Genomic DNA, 20029 nt, shown 5'->3' with positions numbered 1-20029 from the left:
CAAAGGCAGAGCCTGTGGAATTCGGCGCAGTCTAATCAGGCGGCTGTCACCTTACAATGCCCCGCCTGCGGCCGACCGATGCCATGATAGAGATAACCCAGTGTAGATAGTTCCAAGGGATCGTAAATATTACGGCCATCAAATATCACCGGCATGCGCATCAACCCGCGCACACGGCTGAAATCCGGCTGGCGGAACTGCTTCCATTCAGTCACCAGGGCCAGTGCATCGGCACCCTCCACGCAGGCGTAGGGGTCATCGGTCAGTTTCAGTTGGCCACTGGCCAGCGCCTGCGCATAGCGCTCGGCAACCCCGGCCAGCGCCACCGGATCGCAGGCCTGCACGCGCGTCCCTGCGGCCAGCAAGGCATCGAGCAGCACCAGGCTGGGGGCCTCGCGCAGGTCATCGGTGCCCGGTTTGAAAGCCAGCCCCCATACCGCCACGGTACGCCCGCGCATGAACCCACCGAAATGCTGCTGCAACGCAGTGAACAACAGGGTCTTCTGCTGATCGTTGCGGGCTTGTACTGCCCGCAGGATGGCAGGCTGATAACCTTGCTGCTCGGCGGTGCGGACCAACGCGCGGATATCCTTCGGGAAGCATGACCCCCCATAACCACAGCCGGCATAGATGAAATGGCTGCCGATGCGCCGGTCGCTACCGATGCCGTGGCGCACCTGTTCGATGTCCACCCCCAAGTGTGCGCACAGCCCGGCCAATTCATTGATGAACGATATCTTGGTCGCCAGGAAGGCATTGGCTGCGTACTTGCTGAATTCGGCCGCACGCGGGGACATCACCAGGATACGTTCGCGATTGCGCACAAAAGGCGCGTAGAGGCGTTGCAAGGACTGCTGTGCTGCCTCGTTGTCCGTGCCGATGATGATGCGGTCCGGGCGCATGAAATCGTCGATGGCGCTGCCTTCCTTGAGAAACTCCGGGTTGCTCGCCACCTCGACGGTAAAACCGGCGCTGCGGTCGCGCAGGCCCTGCATCACGTGCCGGGCCACGCGCTCTGCGGTGCCCACCGGCACGGTCGACTTGTTGACCACCAGGCAACTGCGCGGCAAATGGCGGCCAAGGCTGTCGGCCACGGCCAGCACGTGCTGCAGGTCGGCCGAGCCATCTTCCTGGCTGGGCGTGCCGACAGCGATGAACACCACCTGCGCCTTGGCCAGCGACGGCTGCCACTGGTCGCTGAAGCTCAGCAGCCCTTGGCCGATCCCAGATTGCAACAGTGCCTGCAGCCCCGGTTCATGGATCGGACACTGGCCCTGACGCAGTTGTGCCAGGCGCTGCGGGTCGCGTTCCAGGCACACCACCCGGTTGCCCATCCCGGCGAAACAGGCTGCCGTCACCAACCCTACATACCCTGCCCCGATCACACAGAGGTCCATGGCCGCGCTCCTTGAGTGAGATAGCGGACATTGCTACCCCGCAGGGGTTGCAAAGCGGTGACGGCCGGATGACAGAACCGTGAGGCCAACGGTGAGCGCGTCAGCTACCTGTTCCCTGCCCGATCAGCACCCCCTCGACCTTCTGCCCATACAGGTTGACCCCGTCGTTGGCATGGAACTTGAGCCGGGTCTTCTCGACAGAGCCCTCCACCAGCCGAGGGTCCTGCGGCCGTTCGTGGCGATTGACCCAGGCTGCCACATCCCACGCCTGCTGATCACTCAGGCTGCCTGGCCGGCCCAGCGGCATGTTGTGCTTGATGAAGGAGGCCGCGGTGTTGATCCGGTGCATGCCGGCACCCCAGTTGTAGGAATCCTTGCCCCACAAGGGCGGCATCACGTATTCGCCGGCCACTTTCTGCCCTTCACCATTGTCCCCGTGACAGATGGCGCACTGCTCGCGGTAGACCTGCTGGCCGCGCTTGAAGTCGTAGCCACCCTGGGGTTGTGGTACCTCAGGGTAGCCACGCCCGGCGATCTCCACACCGGTAGGCGCTTTGGTGGACAGCCAGTAGGCATAGGCCGACAGCGCAGTCATCTGCGGGCTGTCGGCGGCCGGGGGCTTGCCGTTCATGCTGAACTGGAAGCAGCCTTGGATACGTTCGGCGTAGGTGTTGACCTTGTCGTTCTTCTTGCGATAGGCCGGGTACATAGGGTACGCACCCCACATCGGCGCGGAGTTTGCCAGGCGGCCCTGGTCGAGGTGGCAGTTACTGCAGTTCATGCCATTACCCACCGCCTCGGGCATCAGTCGGCGGGTGTCGACGAACAGCGCATGGCCCTCGCGTACCATTTTGCCGAAGGCGTTGTCCGGCAGCTCACTCTCAGCGGGAGGCGCGAACTGCGCTGAGGCCTGGGCAGCAGGAACGTTCAACTGCGACTGGTCTTCCATGGCGATGGGCGCCGCAACGGCGTGCCCCATGGCCGACAGCAGCAACGCTGGCATCAATGCTTTCATGGCTTTCATGGCTTTCATGGCTTTCATGGCTTGACCTCCTGGCTGGCAGGGTTGGCAAAGAATTCTGCGATTGCCTGGACCTCTTGGTCGGTCATGGCCTTGGCCACACCGACCATCAGCTGATTGGGGTCGTTGCTGCGGCTGCCGTCGCGCCAGCCGTTGAGTTGCGCCACCAGGTAGCTGGCAGGCTGCCCTGCCAGGGGCGGAAAGTGCTCGCCGACACCACTGCCACCGGGGCCATGGCATTGCACACAACCGGGGATGTTGCGGCTCCAGTCGCCGTAAAGGGCCAGCCGGGTGGTGGGGTCGTCTGCGATTTGCTGGCGGCGCAAGCCGGGGGCCGGCTCGCCAGGCAGGCTGGCCAGGTAGTCGCTGACGGCCGTGATCTCATCCTCGGTCAAGGCTTTGGCCAGCGGCTCCATCACCGCCTGTTTGCGGCTGCCGGCACGCCAGTCATGCAACTGCTTGCTCAGGTAGCCGGCCGGCAGGCCGGCCAGGCGGGGGAACCCAGCGGCGGCTATACCCTTGCCGTCCGGGCCATGGCAGCCGAGGCATGCCATGGCGGCAGGGTTGGCGCCACCCTGGGTGAAGATTTTCTGGCCATCGGCGGCGTGCGCCATGGGCCAGGCCAGGATCAGCAGGCTGCCGACCAGGACTCGACTCAACGGGGTCATCACGAATCTCCATTTCTTTTGTTATAAGCTTAGGCTTAAAACACATAAGCAAATGGATACTAGCCCCGCCAGAGAGTTGCCAACAACGCCAACCCGACCAACAGATGGCAATTGGCCTGTTAAGCGCGTTTTACTTGAGCCAGATCAACCGCCAGAGATGCACTTGGTCGCCGCCGTACGCACATCACCCAGGCGCAGCGGGAAGTTGTTCAAGCGTTCATGCAGCTTGATGCTGCTGCCGCTGCCACGTTCCTCGATGTCCACCAGTGCCGCTGGCCCGGCGCCGGCAGTCAACTTTTGCGGCACGATCAACCGCAGGCCATCGTCGCGCTGCTCTTCGACCAAGGGATCACGGGTGTTCGCCAGCTCTGCCTTGACACAGTCGGCATACTCGCGGGGCGTCTTGCCAGAGATCACATCCATCGTTTCGTGCGACTGCTCCAGCTCGGAAACGCTGACACAACCACCCAGCGTCAGGGACAACGCCGCCACCATCCACTTCATTTGGCACACCTCACCTATCAGGAATGCATCAGACCACGGCCAGGCACTTTTGCTCCGTGCTTTGGCAGATTTATCTAGCCCCATGCCATCAGGCGCGCCAGCCAATCCCGACATCGTGGTATCGTTCGCGTTTGCAGAACCCGACTTTGCGGAGCACCCCATGAAATTCGTACACCAGCGCGAGCATCTCAACGAGGACGACATCGTTGTCGTCGAGTGCTCTCAACGCTGCAACATCCGCCTGATGAACGACGCCAACTTCCGCAGCTTCAAAAATGGCGGCCGACACACTTACCACGGCGGCCACTTCGAGCGGTTCCCGGCCAAGATCACGGTACCCAGCACCGGTTTCTGGAACATCACCATCGACACCGTGACCACCCGTCCCATCTCGGTAACGCGCAAGCCGACCTTGACCCACAAGATCAAGATCATCCGTCGTTCGTCGTCCAAACTCAGATAAGACCGCCATGACCCAGAACATCAAGTACGTCATCAAATACAAGCTCGACGGCGAACGCCGCTGGGATTTCGCCGTCATGCCCGATGCCTCGCACGAGCAGGCACTCGATGCCCTGCGCAAGATCCACGGCGACGACGCCGACAAGATCAGCGACATCCAGGTCAGCAAGGCACTGTAAAACCGCAGGGAGGACTGCATGAGCAACTGGCCCGACCATCGTATTCTCGATCTGCTGGGCATCGAGTTGCCCATCCTCCAGGCGCCCATGGCCGGCGCCAGCGGCTCGCCCCTGGCAATCGCCGTGGCCAAAGCCGGTGGCCTGGGCGCCCTGCCCTGCGCCATGCTCACGGGCGAGCAGGTGCGCGGCGAGATTGCAGCCTTTCGCAGCGCTTGCCCGGGCGCCCCGCTTAACCTGAATTTTTTCTGCCACCAGCCGCCCACCCCAGACATCGACCGCGAAACGCGCTGGAAGCTGGCACTCAAACCGTATTACACAGAAGTTGGCGCCGACTTCGAGGCTCCCACTCCGGTTTCCAACCGTGCACCGTTCGACGAGCACAGCTGCCGGCTGGTCGAACAATTGCGCCCTGAGGTGGTGAGTTTCCACTTCGGCCTGCCTGAGGCTGCATTGCTGCAGCGGGTAAAAGCAGCCGGGGCCAAGGTGCTGTCCAGTGCCACCACGGTGGAAGAAGCGCTGTGGCTGGAGGCCAAGGGTTGCGACGCGATCATTGCCATGGGCAGTGAAGCCGGTGGCCATCGCGGCATGTTCCTCAGCGAAGACATCAACAGCCAGATCGGCACCTTCGCCCTGGTGCCGCAGGTTGCCGATGCAGTGGGCGTGCCGGTGATCGCCGCTGGCGGCATCGCTGACCACCGTGGCCTGGTTGCAGCACTGGCCCTGGGCGCCAGCGCCGTGCAAATCGGCACGGCCTACCTGTTCTGCCCCCAAGCCAAGGTGGCTGCGGCCCATCGACGCGCGCTGGACAGTGCACCGGCAAGCGACACGGCCCTGACCAACCTGTTCACCGGGCGCCCGGCGCGCGGCATCAACAACCGCGTCATGCGCGAGCTGGGGCCGATGAGTGAACTGGCGCCACGCTTCCCCCTGGCAGGCGGCGCGCTGATGCCGTTGCGGGCAATCACCGACCCGCAAGGCAACAGCGACTTCAGCAACTTGTGGGCGGGGCAAGCGTTGCGGCTGGGCAAGGCAATGCCGGCTGAACAGTTGACCCGGGAGATTGCAGAGAGGGCGTTGGCGCTGGTTGGGCGTTAGGAATTTATCTAGGGCACCGGCTGTGCCGGTGATTACCGGCAAGCCGGCTCCTGCAAGGATTGCAAGCCAGACAGCACCTTCCGGCTTGGGGCCTATCGCTATATAGTTACCGCTATAACGATAACCTGCACTCCTAGGGAGCTGTTTTCATGCGTATCCGCCTGCCCCACCTCACCGCCACTGCCCTCGCCTGCCTGCTATCACTCAACAGCGCCTGGGCCGACGAGGTGCAGGTTGCGGTCGCGGCAAACTTCACCGCGCCGATCCAGGCCATCGCCAAGGACTTCGAGAAAGACACCGGCCACAAGCTGATCGCCGCCTATGGCGCCACGGGGCAGTTCTACGCACAGATCAAGAACGGCGCACCGTTCGAGGTGTTCCTCGCCGCCGATGACAGCACCCCGGCCAAGCTGGAGCAGGAAAAGGACATCGTCCCCGGCTCGCGCTTCACCTACGCCATCGGCACCCTTGCGCTGTGGTCGGCCAAGGAAGGCTATGTTGACGCCCATGGTGAGGTACTGAAGAAAAACCAGTACAAGCACCTGTCCATCGCCAACCCGAAGACGGCACCCTACGGCCTGGCCGCCACTCAGGTGCTGGCCAAGCTTGGCCTGGCCGAAGCCACCCAGGGCAAGATCGTCGAAGGCCAGAACATCACCCAGGCCTTCCAGTTCGTCTCCACCGGCAATGCCGAGCTGGGCTTCGTCGCCCTTTCGCAGATCTACAAAGACGGCAAAGTCACCAGTGGTTCGGCCTGGGTCGTACCGCCCGAACTGCACGACCCTATCCGCCAGGACGCCGTCATTCTCAACAAGGGCAAAGACAACCCGGCGGCCAAGGCACTGGTTGAATACCTCAAAGGCCCAAAAGCTGCTGCGCTGATCAAATCCTATGGTTATGAACGCTGATGCCGCTGGACGCCAGTGACCTGGGTGCCATCTGGCTGACGGTGAAACTGGCCAGCCTGACCACCCTGATCTTGCTGCTCATCGGCACGCCCATAGCCTGGTGGCTGGCGCGCACGCGCTCTTGGCTGCGCGGGCCGGTGGGTGCGGTGGTGGCGCTACCACTGGTGCTGCCGCCGACGGTGATCGGTTTTTACCTGCTGATCGCCCTCGGCCCGCAGGGTTGGATAGGCCAGGCCACCGAGGCGCTGGGCCTGGGAAGCGTGGTGTTCAGTTTCACTGGCCTGGTGATCGGCTCGACGGTGTACTCCCTGCCGTTCGTGGTGCAACCGCTGCAGAACGCCTTCGCAGCAATCGGCCAGCGCCCGCTGGAAGTTGCCGCCACCTTGCGCGCCAGCCCGTGGGACACCTTCGTGCATGTGGTACTGCCACTGGCGCGGCCTGGCTTCATCACCGCCAGCATCCTTGGCTTTGCCCACACCGTAGGCGAGTTTGGCGTGGTGCTGATGATTGGCGGCAACATCCCCGACAAGACCCGCGTGGTCTCGGTGCAGATCTTCGATCACGTCGAAGCCATGGAGTATACGCAAGCCCACTGGCTGGCAGGTGCCATGCTGGTGTTCTCGTTCCTGGTGCTGCTCCTGCTGTACGCGGGGCGCCGTGGCAAGCCTGGCTGGAGCTGAAATGACCGGATCGATTGTGGCGCGCCTCAAGCTTGCGCGTGACGACTTCACCCTGGATGTCGACCTGCAACTGCCAGGGCGCGGCATCAGCGCGCTGTTCGGCCATTCCGGCTCGGGCAAAACCTCGTGCCTGCGCTGCCTGGCCGGGCTGGAACGGGCTGCGAGCGCGTACATCGAGGTCAACGGTGAAGTCTGGGAAGACAGCACACGTGGCCACTTCCTGGCGCCGCACCTGCGCCCGGTCGGCTACGTATTCCAGGAGGCCAGCCTGTTCCCGCACTTGTCGGTGCGCGGCAACCTGGAATTCGGCTGGCGGCGAATTGCACCAGGCCAGCGCAAGGTCAGGCTCGACCAGGCCTGCCAGCTGCTGGGCATCGGCCACCTGCTCGAGCGCAGGCCCGCGACCCTGTCCGGCGGCGAGGCCCAGCGTGTGGGTATCGCCCGGGCGCTGCTCAGCAGCCCGCGACTGTTATTGATGGATGAGCCCCTGGCCGCACTGGACGGGCCGCGCAAGCGCGAGATCCTGCCCTACCTGGAGCGCCTGCACGAGGAACTGGACATCCCGCTGGTGTACGTCAGCCATGCCCAGGATGAAGTGGCGCGGTTGGCCGATCACCTGGTGCTGCTGGAGCAAGGCAAGGCCACGGCCAGTGGCCCGATTGGCCAGACGCTCGCGCGCCTGGACCTGTCGCTGGCCCAGGGCGACGATGCCGGCGTGGTGTTCGAGGGCCTTGTGGTTGGCCACGACCCGCAGTACGGCCTGCTGGACCTGCGCCTGGCTGGCCACGAAGCGCCTTTACTACGCATTGCCCACCCGGCACACAGCATGGGCAGCGCCTTGCGCGTGAAGGTTCAGGCCCGCGACGTCAGCCTCACGCTAACGGCAGATGGTACCTCCAGCATCCTCAACCGGCTGGCGGTGCGCGTACGCGAAGTGCACCCGGCGGATAACCCGGCGCATGTGCTGGTAAGCCTGGATGCCGGCGGCAATGCCCTGCTGGCGCGCATCACCCGCTTCTCGGCGGACCAGCTCGGCCTGCACCCGGGGCAGGCTTTGTTTGCGCAAATAAAGTCGGTAGCGCTATTGGGCTGAGCATCGCTCGCACGGCCGCTGTCCATTGATCAGTGACCTGAACGAGGCCTGCCGCCCATGCCTGACTGCAACTTGCCCGCCAGCCTGCATTACGTTGACGATAGCCAGCCCGGCCTGAGCCGGCGCCGCTGGCGTGACCGTTTCATCTATTTGGATGCCCAAGGCCAACGTGTGCGCGACAGTGAAACGCTGGCGCGCATCGCCGCCCTGGTGATCCCGCCGGCCTACACCGACGTGTGGATCTGCGCCGACCCGCAAGGCCACCTGCAAGCCACAGGGCGCGATGCGCGTGGCCGCAAGCAGTACCGCTACCACGCCCAGTGGCGCGAGCTGCGCGATCAACACAAATATGGGCGCATGCTGGCCTTTGCCCAGGCATTGCCCAAGCTTCGCGCACAGCTGGAGACACACCTGGCGCGCCCGGGGCTGGACCGGGAAAAGGTAATGGCACTGGTGGTCAGCCTGCTGGACCACACACTGATCCGCATCGGCAACGAGCGCTACCTGCGCGACAACAAATCCTACGGCCTGACCACGCTGCGCAACCGCCACGTCAAGGTCGAGGGCAGCACCATCCGCTTCCAGTTCCGCGGCAAGCGCGGCGTGGAACACAATGTCACCCTGCGCGACCGACGCCTGGCCAACCTGCTCAAACGCTGCATGGAGCTGCCGGGGCAGGCGCTGTTCCAGTATCTGGACGAAGAAGGCCAGCGGCACAGCATTGGGTCCAGTGAGATCAACCAGTTCCTGCAACAACTGACCGGGGCCGATTTCACTGCCAAGGATTACCGCACCTGGGCAGGTAGCAGCCTGGCGCTGAGCCTGCTCAGGCCGCTGGCCTGGGAGCCCGAGAGCGAGGCAAAGCGCCAGGTTGCGAGTATCGTCAAGCAGGTGGCCGCGCGCCTGGGCAATACCCCTGCCGTGTGCAGGCGCTGCTACATCCACCCTGCAGTGCTGGAGCATTACGCCTTGGGGCGCCTGGCAGAGCTGCCAGGCAGCCGTGTGCGCAAAGGCCTTGATCCCGAAGAGGTAGCGTTGCTGTTGTTTCTGCAGGCACTGGAGCAAGCGCAAGCCAATTGAGCGAACCTATGCCTGCAATCATGCAGAGAAATTTCCCATTAAGGCCGAAGCCCCCTATCCTTGCCACCGAGCACCTTCGCCGGGACGCTTACCGCGTTTTACAACGGCACCTGCAACTAAAGACACACAACAGAATTTGTCTGACGGGGAATTAATATCCGCCGAAAGCGTCTTTAATGAGAAGGAAGAGGGACAGGCTCCCACCACTGCGGCACTTGCCGGGTGGATTTTGATATCACCAAGGAGAACTACATGCTGATACTCACCCGTAAGGTTGGCGAAAGCATCGTCATCAACGATGACATCAAAGTCACCATTCTGGGCGTGAAGGGGATGCAGGTGAGGATTGGCATCGATGCACCAAAGGATGTCCAGGTGCACCGGGAAGAAATCTTCAAGCGTATCCAGGCCGGCAGCCCGGCCCCGGAAAAGCACGACGACCAACACTGATTGCGACACTTCAAGCCGCACGGACGCGCTTGATCGATTGGGTACACACACCGCAGCCCGAGCCTCAGGCGCCAAGCAGCTCGCGCACTTTGGCGATCAACTTGTCCACGTCGAACGGTTTGTCGAACGCCGCAGCGAACAGCTCCGGGCGTCCCTGGCTGGCCTGCGCGCCGCTCATGAGGATCACGGGCAGGTCGGGCAACTGCAACTCTTTGCGGATCGCCAGCACCAGCTCTTCGCCGTTGAGCACCGGCATCATGTAATCGGTGATCACCAGATCCACGCGTTTTTCCTGTAACGCTTCCAGGGCCTTGCGCCCATTGCTCGCCTTTTCCACCAAAAAGCCTTCGTCCTCCAGGGCAAAGCCCAGGATATCGGCGATCAGATATTCGTCATCGACGATCAGGATAGTGTTCATCAGCAGGCCCTTCACCCGCTGCCTTGGGGCACCGGAGTACCCGAGAGCACACCGGATGCGCCCTCGAAAGTCTTGTCCAGGTGGATGCCCTGCGGCCCGATACGCAACTCATGCAGCGCGGGGTCGTGATGGCTGTCACGCACCTTGAGCACAGACAACATGCGCCGCAGTTGCGAATCCAGTTCGACAAAACGCATCAGCAAGAGGTTATCGACGATGCTCGACAGGTCGGGGGCCGGGGCGGTGATTTCCGAGCCGAAGAGGTCGCGCATCTCCCAGGTGAGCATGACGCTGATATCGCGTGCGCGCAGCTCGCCAGTCAAGGCGCGGAAGAACGCGTTGAGCCGTGCCGGATCAGTTGCCAGGCGGCTGAATGCGCCCAGGCTGTCTATCAGGACACGCTTGCTGCCCTGCTGCTGAACTTGTTCCAGCAGGCGCGCACCAACCTGGTCGAGCAAACCCTCGGTAGTCGGCTGCCAGCTCAATTGCAAAGCACCTTGCCGTTCCAGCGCGGCGAAATCGTAACCCAAGGAGGTGGCCTTCAGGCGTAACCTTGCAGGTGTTTCATAGAAGCCAAAATGCAGCGCGGGGCCTTGGGCAGTTGCTGCGCCAAGAAAGGCCAGGCCCAGTGACGTCTTGCCAACGCCCGAGGGGCCCATCAACAAACTGACCGAGCCACTGGCCAGCCCGCCCCCCAGCATTTCATCCAGCGTGGATACGCCCGTGGTCACCTGGCTCAGCGTGGCCGAGCCCAGCTGGCTGGGGTGGCTGTACAGCGCCTCCAGGCGCGGATACACATGGATCCCGGCCTCGTCGATCAGGCATTCATGGCGCCCGGACAGCGCCCCACTACCCCGCGTTTTGCGCAGTTGCACATGGCGCACGGCGCGGCTGCCCAGCAGTTGTTCGCCCAGTTCGATCACGCCATCGACCATGGTGTGCTCGGGGCTGCCTTCATCGAGCCGGGCACTGGTCAGCAGCAGCACGGTACAGCCGGCAAAAGCGGCATGCCCCTGCAATTCGGAAACGAACTTCTTGGTGTCCAGTGCCGTTTCCGCGCGGACCCGGGCGTTGAGCACGCCGTCAACGATCAGCAGGCTGGCTTGCTGCCGGCCGATTTCCTGGCGGAGCAATTTGACCACCGCATCGAGCCCCTCTTGTTCAAGGGTATCGAAGGCGCTGACGAATTGGACCTGGTCACCGATCAGCGTCGAGTCGAAGAACCTCAAGGTCGCCAGGTACTGAAAAAGCCGTTCATGGGACTCGCTGAGCAAGGTGGCAACCAATACTCGGCCGCCGTTGCGCACATGACCACAGGCCAATTGGTTGGCGAGAATGGTCTTGCCGGCGCCAGGCGGCCCCTGAACGATGTATGAGCCACCTGCGACCAGGCCGCCCTTGAGTAGGGCATCGAGCCCTTCGATCCCCGTCAACAGCCGCTTGAGTGCCTGAACCATGAGGATTACCTGTGGAGTTGAGGGGCCGCAGCGCGCTCCGACGTTGGCAGGTAAAGGCGTATGCAGGTGCCCTTGCCGACCGTGCTCTGCACAGTGATTGCGCCGTTGCTTTGCTTGGCAAAGCCGTAGGCCTGACTGAGCCCAAGGCCTGTACCCTTGCCAAAAGGCTTGGTGGTGAAAAATGGCTCGAAGATGCGTGGCAGCACTTGGGGGTCGATGCCAGCACCGGTGTCGCGCACTTCAAAGCACACGAACGGGCCGTGCAGCCCGTCCACTTCGCCCGTCAGCACCACAGCATCAAGCGCAATGCAGATCGCACCCCGCTCGCCAATTGCATCGCGGGCATTGAACAGCAAATTGAGCAATACCATCTGTAACTGCCCGGCATCCACTTCGATCACGGGCAAGTCAGGTTGCAGGTGCTCCTGCAACTCGACATCGCTCGGCAAGGCGTGCTCCAGCAAACTGCGCGTCGAAGCCAGCACAGTGGCGGGTGCGACCATCGTGACATCCATCTGCCGATGCCGAGCGAACGTCAGCAGTTGCTGAGTCAGCTGGGTACCACGCCGGCCCGCATCCACGATGTGCTCCAGCATACGCTGCACACGCGCCGGGTCCTGGCTATTGAGTGCCAACTTGGCCGAACTCATGATGATAGTGAGCAGGTTGTTGAAATCATGCGCCAACCCACCGGTCAACTGGCCCAGCGCCTCGAGCTTTTGCGCCTGGAACAGTTGGGCGCGGATGGCGTCCAGTTGCAGTGCCGATTCGCGCCGGTCTGTAATATCGCGCGTGACCTTGGCCAGGCCAATGATGTGCCCCAGATCATCGCGGATCACATCGAGGGCGGCCAACGCCCAGAATTGCGTACCGTCCTTGCGTACCCGCCAGCCCTCATCCTGCGCCACGCCCAGTTCAAGGGCTTGCTTGAGCAAATAGTCAGGACGCCCTTCGGCGCAGTCCTGGGGGGTGAAGAACAGCGAGAAATGCCGGCCTATAACTTCGTCAGCACGGTAACCCTTGATCCGCTCGGCGCCTGCATTCCACGACACCACATGGCCAGAGGGGTCGAGCATGTAGATGGCATAGTCCACCACAGCCTGCACCAACTGCTCGTAGCGGTTGGCGGTCATTACAGGCGAGGCGATGCAGTCGGCTGAAACCATGCAAACTCCACAGGCACAGCGGTTGGGCGGCAATGAGTTCGGCCAGAGTAGCCCCCAAGCATGGGCGGACGATGAACCCGTCAGCACGGTGAGGACAGGCTTGGGACATGGATGCAGCACTCATTGGATCCAGTCAGGAACGGCACAGTGGCCTAATGACAGTAAGGTGTCAATCGCCTGTGCCAAAGCCACCCCACTTCTTAGATCATAGGCGCTATAGTTGACTCAACTATAACAATGGGTTATAAAGCGCGCTTGATTGCCAGGGCCTTCTGCTTAGAAGCGTGCCGGCATCAAGCGTGCGAGTGTGGTGGAATTGGTATACACAGCAGACTTAAAATCTGTCGGCGTGAGCCTTGCGGGTTCGAGTCCCGCCACTCGCACCATACTTCCAGGAAAGGCGCCCTTGCGGCGCCTTTTTGCTGCCCGGCGGAAATTCGCCATGCAGCTGCTAAAGTGGAGCTTGTCTGCATCCACTGGAATGACACCATGCGCTACTCCCTGTTCGCTGGCCAACGCGACGTGATCATCCTGACCGCCCGTGTGCTATTGATGATCCTCTTCGTCATTTCCGGCTGGGCGAAGCTGACCGGCTTCGATGGCACGGTCGGCTACATGACCTCGCTGGGCGCCCCCGCGCCCATGGTTGCCGCAGCGATCGCCGTGATAATGGAGTTCTTCGTCGCCATCATCCTGATCCTCGGCTTCTACACCCGCCCGCTGGCCTTCCTGTTCGCCCTGTTCGTGCTGGGCACCGCGCTGATCGGACATCCATTCTGGAACATGGTCGACCCTGAACGGGCCGCCAACATGACCCAGTTCCTAAAAAACCTGAGCATTGTTGGCGGCTTGCTGCTCCTGGCGGTGAGCGGCCCGGGGCGCTTCTCGCTGGACGGGCGCTGAGTCAGTCGTCCAGGTCGTCGTGCCAGGCTGGGTGGTCGCACTCGTCGTCATCGAGGTCATCCAGTAACGCATCGTCCTGCTCGACTTCATCCTCGGCACCCTGAGCGTCCGCTTCGGGTTCGAAGCCGTCGTAGAGGAATTCGTGGTCGAGCAGGTGATCGTGTTCGGGCTCGTGCAGGTCGTCTTCGTCGCGCATGATCGCTCCTGGGAAAGTGGCACGCCTGTATAAGCGCATCGGGTGGCATGGTCAATGGATGGGGGGTTAATGCTGACTTAACCGGTAGCCTTCATCCTGCAAGCTCTCCCTTCAAACGTGACTTGCCCGCCTTAATGGCGGGCTTTTTTTGCACTGCCCTTCATCAGTGACAGACTTCTTCGATGGAACTTCTCCCCCACCTGCCACGCTCGCAAACCTTGCAGGACCCGGAATTTTCAAGGAGAAATCTCATGGCAGTAAACATCGACAGTCTCATCATTACCACTCCGGTGCCGAAATCCGCCTCCAACCCGGTTGCCTTGGAAGTCACTGGCGCACAGGCATTGGCTAGCCTGACCCACGTTGTTGCACGCCAGAGTGACGGCTCGATACGCATGACCGCGCCGACCAAGGGTGCTTCCAGCAAAAGTACTCACCGAACACGCTGCGAATGGAAAGAAGCCGTGTATTGGTCACTGGGCAGCGCAGGGCGCCACCGCAATCACCAGACAATGACCCTGGAGAAGGTAAATCTGGCGCGAAAGGTGGTAATTGCCCAGTTGCATGTGAAAGACAATAACAGCCCGCCAATCAAGGTGTTCTGGAACAAAGGCAAAATCACTGTCGGCTTTCGTTCAGATTTTAACCAGGCCACGCCAGTCAACAGCACCGTGCTGGCCGAGGTGCTGCTGGGTACGCGTTTCGATGTGAGCATCGAGGTGAGCGAAAGTGGCGCTTGCATGGTCAGTGCAAGCAGCAATGGCCGCAGCGGCACCACGACCGCACTGCAACTGGCGCCATCCTGGGCGACGCAGACGCTGAATTTTCACGGCGGCGTCTACAACCAGGTGGACTACAGCGATGACACGCCGGCAGAGGATGCCTCGGTGTGCGTGATCAGCGCACTTGAACTGAGCCATGAGTGAGCCAGCCATGACAGGCTGCGAACAAGCTCTTCACAAATTTATGACAAGTGCATAGGCACACTGACATTGCTTCGTACGTTCTTTAGGCCCGCCACTTGTTGGCGGGTTTTCTTTTTCTGGTGCCTTGGGGGTCGCACGACTGGCCGGGCTCGCGCGCCAAAAACTACTGACGGGCGCTCAGACCGGAGCGTCAAGAACGGTCACCCTCACACCCGTAGCCAAAACCTCGTACTCTGTTTCAGAAATCTTTTTCACATCCCCCCCAGCCTGCATTTCGAAATGCTTCAAGCCCTCATGCCGAACCATGCCGTGCGGCGAGCGCTCAACGGTTTCATCTTGATAAATGTTGATCACGTACCGCACGTTGTCCGTGCCGACACCGATGATTTTTCCGACATATTTATCTGCCATGTCCGCATCTCCTTCATTACCTCACCGTAGCGGGTGCTTGTTGATCAAGCCACCCTGCTGAGGGATGCAGCCGACTTTCAGACAATCGGATGCCGCGGCGCCCAACAAGCTCACGCACGACCCTTGGTCAACTTTTTGTACTAATCAGTACATTCCATGGGTAAAATCCACTCCGACTGGCAATTGCCCTACAAACCTACGATCTGGTCATGGAGTGTATTGAGACGATGCAAACGGATTCAAATCGCCTGATGACCGCTCTGGAGCACAAGATGCTGCTTGAGAATTTCAGCATCAGCGCTACCCGGATTGAGGAGCAACTGAAATACATCGTTTGCGGGCAATCCACATCAGGCGAACTAGAGGTGCTGCTTGGCCCATATGAGAATTGCGAGAGCCTGGGTGACCTGAGATTGCTCAGGTGGGTGTTTGTCTACACTGAGGGGGCCCTGGGCCTGAGCGACCCTCAGGTACTTACGGTGGCAATCGACGCAAAGGGCTGCGTAACTGATTTTGCCCTCGTCTAGCGTGCTGACCTGATCGGAGAATCCCTTTCCTCTTGGAATAACGCACTTACCCACTCGACAAATACGCGCACATTGGGGGACAGGCGCCGGCGATCCGGAAACAGCACGGAAACGGTCTTCGGCTCGACTGGAACATCCGGCAGAACCTCCACCAGGCGCCCGCTATCGATGTATCGCTGCAACGCCGGGCGCAACCCCTGCACCATCCCGATCCCCGCCAGCGCGCAGCAGAGTAACGCCCCGGCATTGTCGACGACGATGGCGCTGCGCATCTTTACACTGATCATTTTACCGTTGCCCCTGAATCGCCAAGGCATGATCTGGCGGCGCTGCTCAACCATGAAGTTGACTGCCAGGTGCGCCTGTAAATCATCCAGCGTGCCGGGTAAACCATGTTTCTTTACGTAGGCGGGAGCCGCGCAGGTCACCAAAGCAACCTCGCCGATACGTTTGGCAACCAGGCTCGAATCATCCAGATCACCGAGCCGCACGGAACAATCGATGCCTTGCGCGATAAGGTCGTTCAGATTGTCAGAGGTTGCCAGAGATATTTCCAGGCCAGGGTAGCGATCCATGAACTCGGGCAATCGCGGGATTATCACCGCCTGGCCGAGTACGGTCTGCATGTCGATCCTGAGCTTGCCTCGCGGCGGGCGGGTCGGCGAAAACCAGTCCAGCGTGTCCGCTAGCTCAGCGAGTAATTTCAGGCTTCGTTCATAGAACTCATCGCCAGCGGGCGTGATGTTCACCCTGCGCGTGGTGCGGTGTAACAGCTGAACGCCCAATTCGTGCTCAAGATTCTGGATGAGCTTGGAGAGTGCCGGGCGATGCACATTGAGCGCCTCGGCCGCTTTGGTATAGCTGCCATGCTCAACAACTGCCACGAACATTTGCATGGCTTCGATCAGGTTCATCGCGATCTTCCAGTTACCTGTGCATTGGGCCAGACGTACTCTGCACTAAGGACGATAGCGAAGCCAGGCGCCTCTCTCATACACCAAAACAAAATTTGCCATCACTGCTTGGTAGCAAGCAGCGATGGCATACTGCAGCCTGGCTGACAGCCGCAGGATGCTATTCAGTCAACCACGACGATGATCTTGCCGATCTGCGCATTCGACTCCATTCGGCGGTGTGCAGCCGCAATATCATTGAGCGGGAAGACCTGGTCGATGACGGGCTTGAGCTGACCACCTGCCAAGCCTTTGCCAACGAATGCCTTGGCATTGGCCAGCTTTTGAATATCTGTGGTGATTTCGAACAGCTCGTAGCCGCGCACGGTCAGGTGTTTGCCAAGAATGTCGAAGACCGGAACCGGGATATCGCGATGATCGAGAGCGCCGTACTGGAAGAAGATCCCGGTATTGGCCATGGATTTGATCAACTTGGTTGCCTCGGGGCCACCAACGGGGTCGAAAACAATACGCGCGCCTTCGCCCTCGGTGATCGCGGCCACCTCGGCAATCAGATCCTCTTCCTGGGTGGCGATTACATATTTTGCACCAACATCCAGCAACGCCTGGCGCTTGGCACTTGTGCGAGTAAGGGCCACCGGGATGGCGCCTAGCATGTTGGCGATCTGGATCGCTGCCAGGCCGACACTGCTCGACGCAGCCGGGATGAGCACGGTTTCGCCAGCCTTTAGATTGCCGTACTCAACCAGGGCGCCGTATGCAGTGACAAACATCATCCAGCTGGCCGCTGCCTCCACGAAGCTGAGGTTGGACGGATGCTTGACGACAGCATGCGCGGGCGCATTGACCACCTCGGCATACATGCCGTAATCAGCGAATGAAAACGACGGCACGACGCTAACTACGTCACCGGGAACAACATCGCTGACGTCACTACCAACCGCGCGGACAATCCCGGCCGCTTCATAGCCGAGCTTCGCCGGGAACTGCGGATCAATCACGTACTGCCCAGTGCGGTACATGATTTCCGCACGGTTCAAGCCGATAGCTTTTACTTCGATCTGCACCTCGCCGCTTTTCGGCGCGGGTACAGCGACTTCATCGAGAATCAGAACATCAGCGTCACCGGTACGGTGAAAGTGAACGACCTTGGGCATGGCACACCTCATTAACGGCTAGGGATAACGGTTCCTTCTGGAAGTCGCGCCCATGCTACCCACCCGTTTGCCTGGGATAGAGAGCTGTTCGGCTCATAAATTGGTACTCAACAAGAACCAATCCCTGGCCGGTCGGCACATAGAAAGGGCACGCAGGGCGCCTTCGGCTGGTTCAGTTACACCACTTCCCGGGACACGATCCCGGCGAACTCTATCTTCAGCCACCCAGCAGGTGTTTGAGCCACGAGTTGTCGTACACTACTCAAACCCTTGGGCTACCTGTACATAAGGAAAAGAGAATTTCGTGACAACACTTCTTGAATGCTCAAATGAGGTTTTCAGTCGCGGAACCGTATTCAGAGCCAAGGGTTCATACCCCTATGAAGAGGTTGTGGATTTCATGGTTTTCGAAACACTGGACGAGGATCGTCGCTTTGGGCTGATGGTTACCACTGGCTATAAAGCCGGTCTGCCGCTGGTTTGGCTACCTAGGGAGAGCAATGCAGAAAGCCTCGGCCTCAGTAAGGATTGGGTTTTGGCCAACTGGGGCAAGTGGATCTATCCGGACTGTGAAGTCTCGCAAGTCCTTGTGATTGAAGGCTATAAACCTGGTTCGCACGTGGGAAAGTTTGACTAACCCTCCAGTTGCTGAACGGTTGGTGTCGCACTGAATCGACCTTGGATTTGCAGACACCTCCAACAGCTGCTCTGGGTCGAAAGTAGCCGGTCGCGACTGACCGCAATCGACCCAGGCTGTGTGAAAACGCCTGCGATTGTCTAACCTTCTGATCGTCGAGATCGCGGCGGGGACGATCATGAAGCGATTCATTAAAGGTGAGTCTCGGACGCAAGTCACGTTGCTGCCGGAGTGCCTGGACGACTACATCACCGAAGAAAACCCAGTTCGGGTAGTCGACGTTTTTGTCGATGAACTCGACCTTGGAACACTCGGGTTCGAGGGTGTCGATCCTGCGGCAACGGGTCGTCCGGCTTACCATCCAGCAGTGCTGCTAAAAATCTACATCTACGGCTATCTCAACCGAATTCAGTCCAGCCGCCGGCTTGAGCGTGAGGCCGAGCGTAATGTCGAGCTGATGTGGCTGACAGGCCGATTGGCGCCTGACTTCAAAACGATTGCCGACTTTCGCCGAGACAATGGTAAAGCCATTCGCAGTGTCTGCCGGCAGTTCGTTGTACTTTGCCGCAACCTCAATCTCTTCTCCCAATCGATCATCGCCATCGACGGCAGCAAATTCAAAGCCGTGAATAACCGCGACCGCAATTTCACTCAAGGCAAAGTGAAGGCGCGCATGCAGCAGATCGAGCAGAGCATCGACCGCTATCTAGCGGCAATGGATTCAGCGGATCGGGCAGCGCCGGAAGTGGCCGAGGCCAAGACTGAGCGGTTGAAAGACAAAGTCGAAAAACTGAAACAGCAGATGCAAAAACTCAAGGACATCGAGGCGCAGCTTCAAGCCAGTCCCGATCAGCAAATCTCGCTTACCGATCCAGATGCCCGTTCAATGGCCACAAGCGGCCGAGGCTCCGGCACAGTTGGGTACAACGTACAAACAGCAGTCGACGACAAACACCATCTGATCATTGCCCATGAGGTGACCAACGTTGGTAATGATCGCGGGCAACTGAGCAATATGGCTAACCAGGCACGGGAAGAAATCGGTGTTGAGGCGCTGACGGTGGTTGCTGATAGAGGCTATTACAAAGGCCCGGAAATCCTTGCTTGCGAGCAAGCTGGCATCACCACCTTTGTACCTAAACCACTGACATCGAGCAGCAAAGCGGAAGGCCGATTCGGCAAGCAGGACTTCATCTACATGGCTGCTTCGGACGAATATCGATGCCCTGCGGGTCAGTTGCTGACGCGCCGGCATTCCTCAGTGGAAGACGGCATGCTACTGCACTGCTACTGGTTTTCAGGATGCCAGAGCTGCTCGATGCAGAAGCAGTGTACGACCGGTAAAGAGCGGCGATTAAAGCGCTGGGAGCATGAAGCCGTAGTCGAAGGAGTGCAGATTCGATTGGAGCATGATCCGGGGAAGATGAAGGTTCGCCGGCAGACGGTGGAGCATCCCTTTGGCACGCTCAAATTCTGGATGGGAAGTACCCACTTCCTGACCAAAACCCTGCCGAGGGTAAGCACCGAAATGAGCCTTCACGTGCTCGCCTACAACCTCAAACGAATGATGAGCATCTTCGGCATCGCAGGGTTACTTGAGGCGATCAGGGCGTAAACCCCGCTGTTTGCTGGCCCGCAAACAGCTATATGGGCCGCTGACGCGGCCCATATAGCGCTGCAAACGTCTTTTTCGCTGGGTGAGGCTATTCGCGCTCTCGCGTGCTGATTCCACAGGCAGTCAGCTCGACTCTGAGTTTTCGATGTATTTACTGCGTTTTCA

24 protein-coding genes and 1 tRNA gene are annotated in these 20029 nt (G+C 60.3%); 14 read left to right on the top strand and 11 right to left on the bottom strand.

Translation table 11 applies throughout. The features are described 5' to 3' along the window. Positions 1 to 35 precede the first annotated feature (35 nt). The 4 genes from ACMGGN_RS06645 to ACMGGN_RS06630 all read right to left on the bottom strand — a co-directional run bounded on the left by ACMGGN_RS06645 (position 36) and on the right by ACMGGN_RS06630 (position 3590). On the bottom strand, positions 36 to 1397 hold the full coding sequence (locus ACMGGN_RS06645) for a UDP-glucose dehydrogenase family protein (protein WP_119687342.1): 1362 nt from the start codon (positions 1395 to 1397) through the stop codon (positions 36 to 38). A gap of 100 nt (positions 1398 to 1497) precedes the next feature. Further along, complete coding sequence (locus ACMGGN_RS06640) at positions 1498 to 2412, bottom strand: c-type cytochrome (RefSeq protein ID WP_119689064.1); 915 nt, start codon at positions 2410 to 2412, stop codon at positions 1498 to 1500. A 23-nt stretch (positions 2413 to 2435) separates the two neighbouring features. After that, positions 2436 to 3086, bottom strand: coding sequence for a c-type cytochrome (locus tag ACMGGN_RS06635; RefSeq protein ID WP_115274400.1), 651 nt, complete (start codon positions 3084 to 3086; stop codon positions 2436 to 2438). Between the two features lie 144 nt (positions 3087 to 3230). After that, positions 3231 to 3590, bottom strand: coding sequence for a hypothetical protein (locus tag ACMGGN_RS06630; RefSeq protein WP_039602624.1), 360 nt, complete (start codon positions 3588 to 3590; stop codon positions 3231 to 3233). 160 nt (positions 3591 to 3750) lie between these two features. On the opposite strand from ACMGGN_RS06630, the gene ACMGGN_RS06625 reads away from it, so the two are divergent. The 8 genes from ACMGGN_RS06625 (at position 3751) to csrA (ending at position 9537) form a co-directional block, all read left to right on the top strand. Continuing rightward, on the top strand, positions 3751 to 4053 hold the full coding sequence (locus ACMGGN_RS06625) for a DUF1883 domain-containing protein (RefSeq protein ID WP_046785735.1): 303 nt from the start codon (positions 3751 to 3753) through the stop codon (positions 4051 to 4053). A gap of 7 nt (positions 4054 to 4060) precedes the next feature. Next, positions 4061 to 4231 (top strand): hypothetical protein, encoded by a 171-nt coding sequence (locus tag ACMGGN_RS06620; protein ID WP_012315041.1) that lies wholly within the window; start codon positions 4061 to 4063, stop codon positions 4229 to 4231. Positions 4232 to 4249: 18 nt separating this feature from the next. Then, entirely contained in the window at positions 4250 to 5326 is a 1077-nt protein-coding gene (locus ACMGGN_RS06615) for an NAD(P)H-dependent flavin oxidoreductase (protein WP_115274399.1), read from the top strand. A gap of 149 nt (positions 5327 to 5475) precedes the next feature. Then, on the top strand, positions 5476 to 6234 hold the full coding sequence (gene modA / locus ACMGGN_RS06610) for a molybdate ABC transporter substrate-binding protein (protein WP_204918348.1): 759 nt from the start codon (positions 5476 to 5478) through the stop codon (positions 6232 to 6234). After that, complete coding sequence (modB, locus tag ACMGGN_RS06605; protein ID WP_119687344.1) at positions 6234 to 6914, top strand: molybdate ABC transporter permease subunit; 681 nt, start codon at positions 6234 to 6236, stop codon at positions 6912 to 6914. The genes modA and modB overlap by 1 nt, the downstream gene beginning before the upstream one ends. Position 6915: 1 nt before the next feature. Continuing rightward, positions 6916 to 8007 (top strand): molybdenum ABC transporter ATP-binding protein, encoded by a 1092-nt coding sequence (gene modC / locus ACMGGN_RS06600; RefSeq protein ID WP_281869313.1) that lies wholly within the window; start codon positions 6916 to 6918, stop codon positions 8005 to 8007. Between the two features lie 57 nt (positions 8008 to 8064). Further along, on the top strand, positions 8065 to 9087 hold the full coding sequence (locus ACMGGN_RS06595; RefSeq protein WP_046785731.1) for a DNA topoisomerase IB: 1023 nt from the start codon (positions 8065 to 8067) through the stop codon (positions 9085 to 9087). A 252-nt stretch (positions 9088 to 9339) separates the two neighbouring features. Further along, the gene (gene csrA / locus ACMGGN_RS06590) at positions 9340 to 9537 is read left to right on the top strand and encodes a carbon storage regulator CsrA (RefSeq protein ID WP_012315047.1); all 198 of its coding nucleotides are present in this window, start codon (positions 9340 to 9342) and stop codon (positions 9535 to 9537) included. A 64-nt stretch (positions 9538 to 9601) separates the two neighbouring features. Here csrA and ACMGGN_RS06585 read toward each other — a convergent pair whose 3' ends face one another. Genes ACMGGN_RS06585 through ACMGGN_RS06575 form a run of 3 tightly spaced genes read right to left on the bottom strand, consistent with a single transcriptional unit; the run spans position 9602 to position 12578 of the window. Beyond that, positions 9602 to 9955, bottom strand: coding sequence for a response regulator (locus tag ACMGGN_RS06585; RefSeq protein ID WP_012315048.1), 354 nt, complete (start codon positions 9953 to 9955; stop codon positions 9602 to 9604). An 11-nt stretch (positions 9956 to 9966) separates the two neighbouring features. After that, entirely contained in the window at positions 9967 to 11412 is a 1446-nt protein-coding gene (locus ACMGGN_RS06580) for an ATPase domain-containing protein (RefSeq protein WP_174142502.1), read from the bottom strand. Between the two features lie 5 nt (positions 11413 to 11417). Continuing rightward, positions 11418 to 12578 carry a two-component system sensor histidine kinase NtrB gene (locus tag ACMGGN_RS06575; RefSeq protein ID WP_115274395.1) on the bottom strand — a complete coding sequence of 387 codons (1161 nt, stop codon included), beginning with the start codon at positions 12576 to 12578 and terminating at the stop codon, positions 11418 to 11420. A gap of 301 nt (positions 12579 to 12879) precedes the next feature. On the opposite strand from ACMGGN_RS06575, the gene ACMGGN_RS06570 reads away from it, so the two are divergent. Further along, a tRNA-Leu gene (locus tag ACMGGN_RS06570) sits at positions 12880 to 12964 on the top strand. A 103-nt stretch (positions 12965 to 13067) separates the two neighbouring features. After that, positions 13068 to 13481, top strand: a complete 414-nt coding sequence (locus tag ACMGGN_RS06565; protein WP_414156584.1) for a DoxX family protein — start codon at positions 13068 to 13070, stop codon at positions 13479 to 13481. A 1-nt stretch (position 13482) separates the two neighbouring features. Here ACMGGN_RS06565 and ACMGGN_RS06560 read toward each other — a convergent pair whose 3' ends face one another. Continuing rightward, on the bottom strand, positions 13483 to 13677 hold the full coding sequence (locus ACMGGN_RS06560) for a hypothetical protein (RefSeq protein WP_046785728.1): 195 nt from the start codon (positions 13675 to 13677) through the stop codon (positions 13483 to 13485). Positions 13678 to 13928: 251 nt separating this feature from the next. Between ACMGGN_RS06560 and ACMGGN_RS06555 the strand changes: the two genes are divergently transcribed. Beyond that, a complete protein-coding gene (locus ACMGGN_RS06555) occupies positions 13929 to 14603 on the top strand; it encodes a polysaccharide lyase family 7 protein (RefSeq protein WP_414156583.1) in 675 nt (224 codons plus the stop codon). Positions 14604 to 14780: 177 nt separating this feature from the next. Here the strand turns inward: ACMGGN_RS06555 and ACMGGN_RS06550 are convergent, their stop codons facing one another. Continuing rightward, entirely contained in the window at positions 14781 to 15014 is a 234-nt protein-coding gene (locus ACMGGN_RS06550; protein WP_046785726.1) for a hypothetical protein, read from the bottom strand. 209 nt (positions 15015 to 15223) lie between these two features. On the opposite strand from ACMGGN_RS06550, the gene ACMGGN_RS06545 reads away from it, so the two are divergent. Next, positions 15224 to 15541, top strand: coding sequence for a hypothetical protein (locus ACMGGN_RS06545; RefSeq protein ID WP_144415451.1), 318 nt, complete (start codon positions 15224 to 15226; stop codon positions 15539 to 15541). Here ACMGGN_RS06545 and ACMGGN_RS06540 read toward each other — a convergent pair. Continuing rightward, on the bottom strand, positions 15538 to 16455 hold the full coding sequence (locus ACMGGN_RS06540) for a LysR family transcriptional regulator (protein ID WP_414156582.1): 918 nt from the start codon (positions 16453 to 16455) through the stop codon (positions 15538 to 15540). The two genes, ACMGGN_RS06545 and ACMGGN_RS06540, sit on opposite strands and share 4 nt — an antisense overlap. Before the next feature lie 164 nt (positions 16456 to 16619). Beyond that, positions 16620 to 17612, bottom strand: a complete 993-nt coding sequence (locus ACMGGN_RS06535) for a zinc-dependent alcohol dehydrogenase family protein (RefSeq protein ID WP_414156581.1) — start codon at positions 17610 to 17612, stop codon at positions 16620 to 16622. A gap of 304 nt (positions 17613 to 17916) precedes the next feature. Here ACMGGN_RS06535 and imm45 point away from each other — a divergent pair, with 304 nt between their 5' ends. Together imm45 and ACMGGN_RS06525 are read left to right on the top strand one after the other, a co-directional pair. Beyond that, positions 17917 to 18249 (top strand): Imm45 family immunity protein, encoded by a 333-nt coding sequence (imm45, locus tag ACMGGN_RS06530; RefSeq protein ID WP_237858809.1) that lies wholly within the window; start codon positions 17917 to 17919, stop codon positions 18247 to 18249. Between the two features lie 178 nt (positions 18250 to 18427). After that, positions 18428 to 19864 carry an IS1182 family transposase gene (locus tag ACMGGN_RS06525; RefSeq protein WP_196914293.1) on the top strand — a complete coding sequence of 479 codons (1437 nt, stop codon included), beginning with the start codon at positions 18428 to 18430 and terminating at the stop codon, positions 19862 to 19864. Positions 19865 to 20029 lie beyond the last annotated feature (165 nt).

This window comes from Pseudomonas sp. BNK-30 (assembly GCF_047456185.1).
Lineage (GTDB): Bacteria > Pseudomonadota > Gammaproteobacteria > Pseudomonadales > Pseudomonadaceae > Aquipseudomonas > Aquipseudomonas putida_E.
Note: the sequence above shows the minus strand (reverse complement) of the source record. Positions and strands in the feature narration are given on the sequence as shown.